At 65.8% G+C, this 9,734-nt stretch carries 11 protein-coding genes; 9 read left to right on the top strand and 2 right to left on the bottom strand.

Features of this window, described 5'->3' with window-relative positions; all coding sequences use genetic code 11:
- A partial coding sequence (locus VN634_15860; GenBank protein ID HXC52357.1) for a carotenoid oxygenase family protein occupies positions 1-738 on the bottom strand: 738 nt, incomplete at its 3' end.
- 169 nt (positions 739-907) lie between these two features.
- Here VN634_15860 and VN634_15855 point away from each other — a divergent pair.
- Genes VN634_15855 through VN634_15840 form a run of 4 tightly spaced genes read left to right on the top strand, consistent with a single transcriptional unit; the run spans position 908 to position 4,981 of the window.
- On the top strand, positions 908-2,620 hold the full coding sequence (locus VN634_15855) for an alkyl sulfatase dimerization domain-containing protein (GenBank protein ID HXC52356.1): 1,713 nt from the start codon (positions 908-910) through the stop codon (positions 2,618-2,620).
- Between the two features lie 38 nt (positions 2,621-2,658).
- Positions 2,659-3,255: a YkgJ family cysteine cluster protein gene (locus tag VN634_15850; GenBank protein HXC52355.1), complete on the top strand. Its 597-nt coding sequence runs from the start codon at positions 2,659-2,661 to the stop codon at positions 3,253-3,255.
- Positions 3,252-4,004 carry a phosphoadenylyl-sulfate reductase gene (locus VN634_15845; GenBank protein ID HXC52354.1) on the top strand — a complete coding sequence of 251 codons (753 nt, stop codon included), beginning with the start codon at positions 3,252-3,254 and terminating at the stop codon, positions 4,002-4,004. Before VN634_15850 ends, VN634_15845 begins: the two co-directional genes overlap by 4 nt.
- Positions 4,005-4,057: 53 nt before the next feature.
- A complete protein-coding gene (locus VN634_15840) occupies positions 4,058-4,981 on the top strand; it encodes a CPBP family intramembrane glutamic endopeptidase (GenBank protein ID HXC52353.1) in 924 nt (307 codons plus the stop codon).
- Here VN634_15840 and VN634_15835 read toward each other — a convergent pair.
- Entirely contained in the window at positions 4,963-5,727 is a 765-nt protein-coding gene (locus VN634_15835; GenBank protein HXC52352.1) for a crotonase/enoyl-CoA hydratase family protein, read from the bottom strand. The two genes, VN634_15840 and VN634_15835, sit on opposite strands and share 19 nt — an antisense overlap.
- A gap of 166 nt (positions 5,728-5,893) precedes the next feature.
- Between VN634_15835 and VN634_15830 the strand changes: the two genes are divergently transcribed.
- From VN634_15830 to VN634_15810, 5 genes are all read left to right on the top strand, one after another.
- A complete protein-coding gene (locus VN634_15830; protein ID HXC52351.1) occupies positions 5,894-6,361 on the top strand; it encodes a hypothetical protein in 468 nt (155 codons plus the stop codon).
- Positions 6,362-6,452: 91 nt separating this feature from the next.
- Positions 6,453-7,499, top strand: coding sequence for a hypothetical protein (locus VN634_15825; protein HXC52350.1), 1,047 nt, complete (start codon positions 6,453-6,455; stop codon positions 7,497-7,499).
- Between the two features lie 131 nt (positions 7,500-7,630).
- Positions 7,631-8,326, top strand: coding sequence for a hypothetical protein (locus VN634_15820; protein HXC52349.1), 696 nt, complete (start codon positions 7,631-7,633; stop codon positions 8,324-8,326).
- Positions 8,327-8,703: 377 nt separating this feature from the next.
- Complete coding sequence (locus VN634_15815; protein HXC52348.1) at positions 8,704-9,030, top strand: HU family DNA-binding protein; 327 nt, start codon at positions 8,704-8,706, stop codon at positions 9,028-9,030.
- A gap of 216 nt (positions 9,031-9,246) precedes the next feature.
- The coding region (locus VN634_15810) for a 3-deoxy-7-phosphoheptulonate synthase (protein ID HXC52347.1) at positions 9,247-9,734 on the top strand (488 nt) is incomplete at its 3' end.

Genomic DNA, 9,734 nt, shown 5'->3' with positions numbered 1-9,734 from the left:
CATCACGCCGACGCGCGCGCCGTAGTCGTCGTCCCATCGGTATGGCATCGACCCGCGCATCGCGCGCTCGAAGTCGAAGACGACCGGCAGGTCCATGAACAGCACGTGCTGCTCGGTAATCGCGAAATCATGGATCATCGTCGGACCGGGCACGTCGATCGGTACGCTGCGGATGAGCTCTCCGTCCTTGCTGACGCAATGGTACGTGAGGAACGGCGCGAGGAAGCCGTAGTCGAAGAAATGCATCTCGCCGGTCGCGGCGCAGATCTTCGGGTGCGCGGTCATGCCGGTCGCGAGCCGGCCGCCGAAGTCGCAGCGTCCGATGGTTTCGAGATTGCCGTCGACCTCCCACGGCATCGTCGTCTCGGATACGGCGAGCGTGCGGCCGGCATGGCGAACGATGTTGGTGTTGGCGGGACCGGCCGTGAGATCCCTCGTGCCGTCCGGCCCGATCGCCCTCGCGCGCTCGATCAGCTGGCGCGTCCGGATCCAGCGATTTCGGTACCACAGCGCACGCCCGCCATCGAGAGCGACACCGTGAATCATGCCGTCGCCGAAGAACCAGTGCGGCGGCATTTCGTTCTTCGGGTTCGGGCCATTGCGGAGATAACGGCCGCAAAGGGCCGGTGGAATGGCGCCGTGGACTTCGAGCGAAAAGACGCTCTGCTCGTCCGCGACCGGCGCGTAATTTCCACGCTGGAAGAAGGGAACCTTTTCTTGCTGGGCTGCCGTGCTCATCGATGATTGCCTCCGGTTCCGCTGGATGCGCGACCGTAGGGCTGCAACGACCGAAAGGAAAGCCGTTTGCCGGCCGGCTCGCGTGCTGGCGCGAGGGGTGTCTTCCAGCATACTCTCGCGGCCCGTCATGATTCGCCGGGTTCGACGTGCGGCTGTTGCGGTCGCCACAATGATTTTTTTCGTCCCGGTTGCGCTCGTTTGCCTGTCGGCGGGTTGCGATTCGGGGCCCGCTCGCACGGGTCCGCACACTTCTGCCGACGTTCGTGCAGCGATCGACGAGCAGGCCCTCCAGTTCCCGCGCCAGGTCATCGAGGTCACCGGCGGCGTTCACGTTGCCGTCGGATACGGCCTTGCGAACTCGGTGCTGATCGTCGGCGACGGCGGCGTCATCATCGTCGACACGATGGAAAGCGCCGAGGCTGCGGCGCCGGTGCGCGAGGAGTTCCGCCGCATCAGCACGGCGCCGGTCGCGGCGATCGTTTACACGCACAATCACGCCGACCACATCTTCGGCGCCGCGGTGCTGGCGGGCGAGGATCATCCCCAGGTCATCGCGCACGCGAGCTTCGAGACCGAGCTGACGCGGCTCGGGATGATGACGAGAGGAGTCATCTGGCGGCGCAGCATGCGCCAGTTCGGCGCGATGCTGCCGGAAGCCGACCGCACCAACTGCGGCATCGGTCCTCGTCTGCTCAACGAAGCGAAGTCCACGCTGTCGCCGCTTCTGCCGACGACGACGTTCGACGGCGACCGCACGGAGATGACGATCGCCGGAGTGCACATGGAGCTGCTGCACCTGCCGGGCGAGACGCCCGACCAGATTGCGGTCTGGCTCCCGGAAAAGCGCGTGCTCGTCAGCGGCGACAACTACTATCACTCGTTCCCGAACCTTTACGCGATCCGCGGCACGGCCACTCGCGACGTGCTCGACTGGATGGACAGCATCGATCGGATGCGCGCTCTTGCGCCGGCTTTCCTCGTGCCCGGCCACACGCTTCCGGTCACGGGCGAAGACGAAATCCGCGGGCGGCTGACGGACTATCGCGACGCGATCCAGTACGTGCACGACCAGACGGTGCGCGCGATGAACGAGGGCAGGGAGCCCGACGAGATCGCCGCACTCGTCAAGCTTCCGAAGTCGCTTGCATCCAGACCATGGCTCGCCGAGCGCTACGGGCGCGTCGACTGGTCGGTGCGCAGCATCTTCGACAAATACCTCGGCTGGTTCGGCGGCGATGCTGCCGATCTTTCGCCGCTCACCCGGCGCGAGCACGCCGAGCGCATGGCAGTCCTTGCCGGCGGCAGTGAAAAGCTTCGCGATGAAGCCGTCGCCGCACAAAAGCTCGGCGACTCCGAGTGGGCGCTCGAGCTCGCCGGCGAGCTCGCCGCGCTCGGAGAGTTCACCGAAGTGGCGAAGAAGGTGCGGGCCTCCGCGTTGCGCAGCCTTGCGTCCGCCGAGCCGAACGCCAACGGTCGCAACTACGAGCTGACCCAGGCGCTCGAAGCCGAAGAGCAGCTCGCGCTCGATCCGCCCGATCCGTCGCAGATGCCCGCCGAGCTGCTGGCGCGCATTCCGGTCGGCCGCTTCCTGCGGGCGATGACGGTGCGGCTCGATCCGGTCAAGGCCGAAGGCAAATCGATGGCGATCGGCCTGCGCTTTCCCGACACCGGCGAAGAATGGGGAATGACCGTTCGCAACAGCGTCGTCGAGCTTTCGCCGAAGCTTCCCGCAGAGCCGGACATGACCGTCACCGCCGACTCGCTGGTGTGGAAGGAGATCCTCACGCGCAAGCGCAATGCGACCGCCGCGTTCGCGAGCGGCGACGTCAAGGTTGACCGCAATCGTCTGGAGCTTGTCCGGTTCCTGTTCCTGTTCCGCTAGCTTTTGTGCCTGCCGCGAAGACTGTACTGTCCACGCCCATGAGCGGGAACGGATCGTCAGGCGACCGCGGATCCGGGCACGCAAGTGGCTCGGACCACGGCGCCGGCTCGAGCCACCGCAGCGGCTCGTGGTACGGCGACGGGCTTCGCTTCGCGTGTACCGGCTGCGGCCGCTGCTGCACCGGAACCGACGGATACGTCTGGGTCACCCGCGAAGAGATCTGCGCGCTCACCGAGCGCTTCGGCATTTCGCTCGATCAGTTCGGAAAGCGTTTCCTCAGGCGCGTCGGCGCGCGCTATGCGCTCGTCGACGGCCCGCACGGCGACTGCGTGTTCCTCGTCGGCAAGGTCTGCTCGGTATACGAAGACCGGCCGTCGCAATGCCGCGCGTTTCCGTGGTGGCCGGCGAACCTCGAGTCGCGCGGCGCATGGCTCGCGGCGGCCGAAACCTGCGAAGGCATCTCGGATGACGCGCCGATCGTGCCGTTCGGCGAGATCGAATCCTTGCGGAGGTCGTCGCAAAACGCCGGTCCGCCGGATGCGACGCCGCTTCGCGGCACCCGCTCGACGACCGACCCGGTCGCGGACTCGCCCATTGACTCCAAGGGTCGTCCGTCCCATGTTGCCAAACCGTGAGCGAGTCGCTGGCAGCGTCGCAGTCGTTCGAGTTCGATGTCGAGTCGCTCGACCTCGACCATCTCAACGAAATGCTCGAGTACAAGACGGCGCAGGAGCGCGTCGAGTGGGCGATCGGGCAGCTCAAGCCGCAGATCATCCTGTCGTCGAGCTTCGGTGCGCAGGCGGCTGTGTGCCTGCACCTCTGCGTGAAGGTCTGGCCGGAAATTCCGGTCGTCGTCACCGACACCGGCTATCTGTTTCCCGAGACTTACGAGTTCATCGACCAGCTCACCGACAGCCTCAAGCTCAACCTCAAGGTCTATCGCGCCGAGATGTCGTCGGCGTGGCAGGAAGCCCGCTACGGCAAGCTCTGGGAACAGGGCGTCGACGGCATCACGCGCTACAACCAGATCAACAAGGTCGAGCCGATGCAGCGCGCGCTCGACGACCTCGAAGCCAAAGGCTGGATCGTCGGCCTGCGCCGCTCGCAGTCGTCCACGCGAAAGAAGCTCGACGTGCTCGGCATCCAGAACGGCTTTCTCAAGGTCCATCCGATCGTCGACTGGAACGACAAGAAAGTGTTCGACTACATGTTCGAGTACGACCTGCCGTACCATCCGCTCTGGGAGCAGGGCTACATCTCGATCGGTGACACGCACACGTCGCATCGCCTCGTCGACGGCGTGACCGAGGAAGAAGTTCGTTTCTTCGGTCTCAAGCGCGAGTGCGGCCTGCACGAAGAATTCAAGGACGAAACCAGGAAGTAGCGCGGGCATCCGGTTTCTCCTTGCCGCGCCGGGATCGCGCGGCCGACGCAGACATGAACAGCATCGACGCCATCGCGGTGGAAGGAGTTTCCCCGCGAGATCCGAAGCCGCGCGTGTGGCATCTGGCCGCGCTGTTCGCGCTGTCCGAGACCGTTCCCATCTTTCTCGCGTCGCTTACGATCGGAACTCTGCTTACCGTCGGCATGCTCGGCGGACCGGTCGGACATCTTACGATCCGCCGCGCGCGTCATCTTTTCCGAAGCTCCCAAGGCACGCTGATCGCAATGGCCTGCGTCGCCGTCGTCTGCATGCTGCTCGCCATCGGCGTCGGGCTGTGGTCGTCGGAGCCGTTCGCCAAACGCCTCCGGACCGGTCGCGGGCTGCTTTCGACCGTGGAAATCGCCGTCGCGAGCGCAGGCGGGCTCGCGCTGAGCAGCGCGCTCGGCACCGTGCTGCGCTTCATGCCGGGGTACGAAAGCGGCGGACTCGGACGTTTCCACAAGCTGTGTGCCGGTCTTCACGGCACCGAGCTGTGGCTCGCCGCCCTGCTGATCGGGCTTCTGGCTCCGCTCGGCGAAGAGCTCTTCTACCGAGGTGCGATGCAGACGCGGCTGATGGAACGCTTCGGCACGATTGCCGGCGTGGTGCTGACGAGCGCCGTGTTCGGCATTGCGCATCTCGATCCGCTGCACATGGTGGTCGGCGTCGTGATGGGGCTTTATCTCGGTTGGATCAGCGTGTTGTCGAAGAGTTGCCGCACGACCATCGCCGTTCACGGCGTCAACAATTCGTTCGCGGTGCTGGTCGCGGTTGCAGGTACGGCCTCCACGAGCGCCGCCGGTCACGGCCCGGCTGACTACGTTGCGAGCGGTACGGCGTGGCTGCTGATCGCGGCAGGATGCGTGCTGTGGCTGCAGCGCCGTGCGACGCGGCGAGCAGTGCTCGCAAACTATTCGGACTATTCGAACTTGCCGTGACGCCCGGCGCCGCCGGCGAAGCGCATCGCGCCGCTGACGGTCTCGCCGCTTGCGATCACGGTGAGCCCGCCTTCGGTTTCGCGAACCATCGCGGTTTCGAAGTCGGTGTCCCACTGCGCGTACGCCGAGCGCCGATCGGCGTTCATGCATAGCTGCGGGAAAGCCGCGATCTGGCGCGCGAGCGCTTCGGCCTCTTCGCGCGCCGCGCCGTCGGCGACGACGCGGTCGGCCAGACCGATGCGCAGGGCTTCGTCGGCGCCTACGGGCCGCCCGGTAAGGATCATGTCGAGCGCGCGTCCCTGGCCTACGAGCTTCGGCAGCCGCACGGTACCACCGTCGACCAGCGGCACTCCCCAGCGCCGGCAGAACACGCCGAACACCGCGCTCTTTTCGGCCACGCGAAGATCGCACCACACGGCCAGCTCGAGCCCTCCCGCGACCGCATAGCCGGCCACCGCCGCGATCACCGGTTTGGACAGCGACATCCGCGAAGGTCCCATCGGCCCGTCGCCGCCCACCCGGACGACGTTGCCGCCATTTTCCGCCACCGCCCTCAGGTCGGCGCCCGCGCAGAAGTTGCCGCCCTCGCCGAACAGGACGGCCACGCGGGCCTCCGGATCAGCGTCGAACGCGCGAAATGCGGCCGCCAGCTCCTCGGCGGTCGTCCGATCGACCGCATTGCGACGTTCGGGGCGCGAAAGAATGACCGTGACGACGTTTTCCTTCCGATCGACTCTTACTGACATGCCCAACTCTCTATAGGATGACCCGGTCGTTGTCTCGAAGCGGCCGCTACGTGGTGGGCGGCCGGAAACGAAGACTTGCGTCGCCTGCCATTTCGGAGGACTTATTGGGCTTCTGCCGGGGTCTTTCGAGGGCTCCCGGGCTTCTGGCGACGAAGGAGAAAGGGGAATGCGCAAACCTGTCACGGGCCTGCTTGCCGCCGCCGCACTGGTTGCGGGCGTTGCCGGCTGCAGTCTGCCCGAGGTCCTGCCGCTGGCTGGCGGCACCACCTCCGGACCTTCTCCGTATGGTCCGTGGTACGAGCAGCACTGGGCCACCAACTCCGTCCTGCTGGCAGCAACCGACGAGCCGGATGGCCGCGATAACCGATCGGCTGACGTCGCGGCTTTCGAGGAAAACCCGGGAGTCGACGAAGAGTCTCTGGCGCAGCCTGGGACCGAGCCCGTGGTGGCGCCGGTCGTCGTAGAGGTGAAGGGCCACGCCGGCGACCAGACCGCTGACTTCGACAACTCGAGCCCCTACCAGTTCCCCGCGAGCTCGTTTGCTCCCCGGCCGGGCGTCGACGTCCCGGCAACCGAGCCGCCGCATACCGAGCAGCCGGTGGCCCCGCCGAGCGGCGGTCCGATTCGTTACTGATTCCGGGCCACCTCCGGACGAATCGCCGGCCGCCCGCGCGGCAACCTCGAACCCTCGCGGCGGGGTTCGCCACAAAAAAAGGAGTCGGACGATGAACGGTTTTTTCACCTGCGCCGGCGAGGGCGCGACCCTCGTCTCCAGGCGGCCCGTCCGAGCAGTCCTTCGGGGTTCGCTTCTCCTGCTCGTCTGTCTCGCGTCCGCATCGACCGCGCTGGCCACGATGCCGGCCAAGGAGACGCTTCGCCACGGCTCGCGCGCGAAAGCCGCCGACGGAACCATGGTCGTCTACGACAAGGTCAACGGCGTGTTCATCGTGCCCGGTCACAAGGATACGTACTGGGTCGACGACAAGTTCTACGAGTATCGCAACGGCGTGTGGGTGACGTCGGCGCAGATTGCAGGACCGTGGGAGCTCATCCCGCAGCATCTCGTGCCCGACCCGGCAATCGAGCGCTACGAACCGCTGAAGACGCCGGTGACGGCAACGCTTCCGTCCGGACGCGAGGTCGTCTTCGAGCCGCGCCTGAAAGTGTTCAAGGTTGCCGGCAGAAAAGGCGTGTTCCTGTTCGACGGTCGCTTCTATCGTTACGATGACGGCGTGTGGCTCGAATCGAAGTCTGACGACGGGCCCTGGACGACGACGTCGATGAAGATTCTCCCGGTCGTGCTGCGCAAGGCAGTGCCGGAGCCTGAAGAGGGAGCGACCGTGGCGCTGCCGACCGGCGAAAAGGTCGTCTACGACGCCGGCACGAAAATCTTTCACGTCGAAAACAAACCGGACACGCTTCTGTTCGACGGAACGTTTTACGAACGTCGCGACGACAAATGGTTCTCGGCTCCCGGCGCTGCCGCGGGATTCAAGGAGCTCGGAGTCACGAAGTTGCCGCCGGCGGTTCGCCTCGCGTATCGGAAGACTTCCGATGGCGGGAAGAAGCCGCCGAAAAACGCAGAAGACAAAAAGAAAGATCGCGAATCCAAAGCCGGGGACGCGAAGGCCGGGCACAAAAAAGGCGCAAAAAACCGCGAAAAAGCCGCCAAACATGCGGCCGGGGATTCCGGCGACGACTCTGCCGGAGATCGCAAGGCATCAAAAGCATCCGGCGACACGGACTCTGCCGCAAGCGACGACGAAGAGTGACGCACACGCATGCGAAGCGGCGCGGCTCGACCGGGCGCCGCCCGCGCGTGACGCCGGGTCTGTAGTATGATTTTTTCTGCGCACCGAAGCCGCGTGATGCACCACGCCGCCGCGCGCAGGATCTGTTCGCAATGACGAAGCGGGAAGGAAGCTGGTGGTCGCGCATGTGGAGCGCGATCGCGCTCGGTGCATTCGCCGTGCATCTCGGTGCCACGGTCTACGAAGACGCCGTCGTCGCTCCACTCTGGCTTGCCGATCCGCCCAGCAGCGTTGCTGCATGGAACGCACTCGCGATTCGACCGGATGCGCAGGCGATGTTCCAGGCGCTCGTCGCGATTGTCGTCGTGGCCACGACGATGTCGTGGTTGTCCGGTATTTCGGTGCGCGGCTGGCGGAGATGGTGGCTCACGCTTTCGCTCGCATCGGCGGTTGCGCTCGCTGTCGTTCACGTGCTGCTGATTGCACCGTCGGAGCGCTGGCTGTTCGGCGCGTCGCACGAAGCGGCGCGCGCGGGCGACGCTGCGGTCGTTGCGTGGTGCGGAGACTGGCTTCGCGCATCGGCCATGCGGCTTGCCGCTCTCGTCGTCGGAGCGTGGTCGAGCTATCGCGCGCAGGCGACGATCCCCACGGTTGCGACAGAGTTGTCTTTTGCTGCCGACGACTTCCCCGACGCGTCCGCGGCACCCGCCGCTCGCGGTCGCCGCGTTCGCGATTTCGTCTTCGGAGACGAGCCCGGCCCGGAAATCCGCTTCGGCGACGAGCCGGAAAATCCCCGGCAACGGTGGCGAGCGTCGCTCCCCGGTCATCGCCGGACAGCTAAAAAATAGGGGTTTGCACAGCCCGTCGCGTTGACTGGGCGCATTTTCTTCCTGCATCATACGCGCCGTCGCAGACGGGAGATTCGTTTCCGCTGTGAATCCCGGGGCGACCGAATCTCCACGGACGGATCGACGCTGAAACAGCGGCGTTCCGGACCGGGCGGAAACGGGCCGGCGGGATAGCAGCAGGCGGGCGAGCCGGACCAGAAAGGCGCAGACCGAAGGCAGCCGGAAAGCAGAGAGATGCCGGACGGAAGCCAACGCGTAGAAGGAACAATCGATCGACCGGAGGAATGTCCGGTCCCAGACCGGGGAATGCCGGTCGTGAGCAAAGGCCGGGGCAAGCCGGTCTATAACCGTGAATTGAGAAGGAAGGAGGCTGGAATATGGCAAAGAAAACCGCACCGATCGCCGCGGCGATGACGAAGAGTCAGCTGATGGCGTCGATCGCCGAGACGACCAAGCTCCCGAAGCGCCAGGTTGCACAGGTCGTCGAGGCCCTCGGCGATCACATCCTGCGTCATCTGAAGCCGAAGGGCATCGGGAAGTTCACGTTCCCGGGCGTCGCCAAGTTCACGACCGTGAACAAGCCGGCCCGCAAGGCCCGCAAGGGCGTCAATCCGTTCACGGGCGAAGAGATCATGATCAAGGCGAAGCCGGCTTCCCGCGGCGTTCGCATCCGCCCGCTCAAGGCCCTCAAGGACCAGGTCTGACCCGATCCCTGTGACGCGCGCCAAGGTGTAGGGCGTGAGCCCGAACTCCAAGGTGCAGGGCGTGAGCCCGAACCGCGAAAAGTGGAACGGAGGTCTGCCGGCCTCCGTTCCACGGCGCGGCACGTCTTCCCTCCGCTGAATTGCCCGCACGACTCCCGGCTGCACTCGCGCGGGCCGAATTGACTTCCGGCGCTGCGTTCCGCACTCCTTCGCGCGATGCTTCACCAGACCGATGACCTGCGTATCGCCGGGCTGCGCACCCTGATCGCACCCGCCATCCTGCTCGAAGAGCTTCCGATCACCGAGCGCGGCTCGACCGTGGTTGCCGCCGGCAGGGACGAGGCGACGAGCATTGTCCGGGGTACGGACGACCGCCTGCTCGTCGTCGTGGGCCCATGCTCGATCCACGACCCCGACGCCGCGATCGACTATGCGAAACGGCTGCTCCCGTACCGCGAGAAGCTCGCCGGGGATCTCGCCATCCAGATGCGGGTCTACTTCGAGAAGCCCCGGACGACGGTCGGCTGGAAAGGCCTGATCAACGATCCGTTTCTCGACGGCAGCTTCCGCATCAACCGCGGCCTGCGGCGTGCGCGCGAGCTGCTCCTGGCGCTCGCCGAGCTCGGGCTTCCGGTCGGCTCCGAGTTTCTCGATACGATCAGCCCCCAGTTCATCGCCGACCTGATTTCGTGGGGCGCCATCGG

The sequence above is a fragment of the Candidatus Limnocylindrales bacterium genome (assembly GCA_035571835.1).
Classification (GTDB): Bacteria; Desulfobacterota; Binatia; order UBA1149; family CAITLU01; genus DATNBU01.
This window is presented reverse-complemented; position numbering and strand designations above follow the sequence as displayed.

Excerpts from the sequence above, each read along its gene's own strand:
- VN634_15855 (HXC52356.1), top strand. The coding sequence starts at position 908 with ATGATTTTTTTCGTCCCGGTTGCGCTCGTTTGCCTGTCGGCGGGTTGC.
- VN634_15835 (HXC52352.1), bottom strand. The coding sequence starts at position 5,727 with ATGTCAGTAAGAGTCGATCGGAAGGAAAACGTCGTCACGGTCATTCTT.
- VN634_15815 (HXC52348.1), top strand. The coding sequence starts at position 8,704 with ATGGCAAAGAAAACCGCACCGATCGCCGCGGCGATGACGAAGAGTCAG.
- VN634_15830 (HXC52351.1), top strand. The coding sequence starts at position 5,894 with ATGCGCAAACCTGTCACGGGCCTGCTTGCCGCCGCCGCACTGGTTGCG.
- VN634_15820 (HXC52349.1), top strand. The coding sequence starts at position 7,631 with ATGACGAAGCGGGAAGGAAGCTGGTGGTCGCGCATGTGGAGCGCGATC.
- VN634_15850 (HXC52355.1), top strand. The coding sequence starts at position 2,659 with ATGAGCGGGAACGGATCGTCAGGCGACCGCGGATCCGGGCACGCAAGT.
- VN634_15825 (HXC52350.1), top strand. The coding sequence starts at position 6,453 with ATGAACGGTTTTTTCACCTGCGCCGGCGAGGGCGCGACCCTCGTCTCC.
- VN634_15840 (HXC52353.1), top strand. The coding sequence starts at position 4,058 with ATGAACAGCATCGACGCCATCGCGGTGGAAGGAGTTTCCCCGCGAGAT.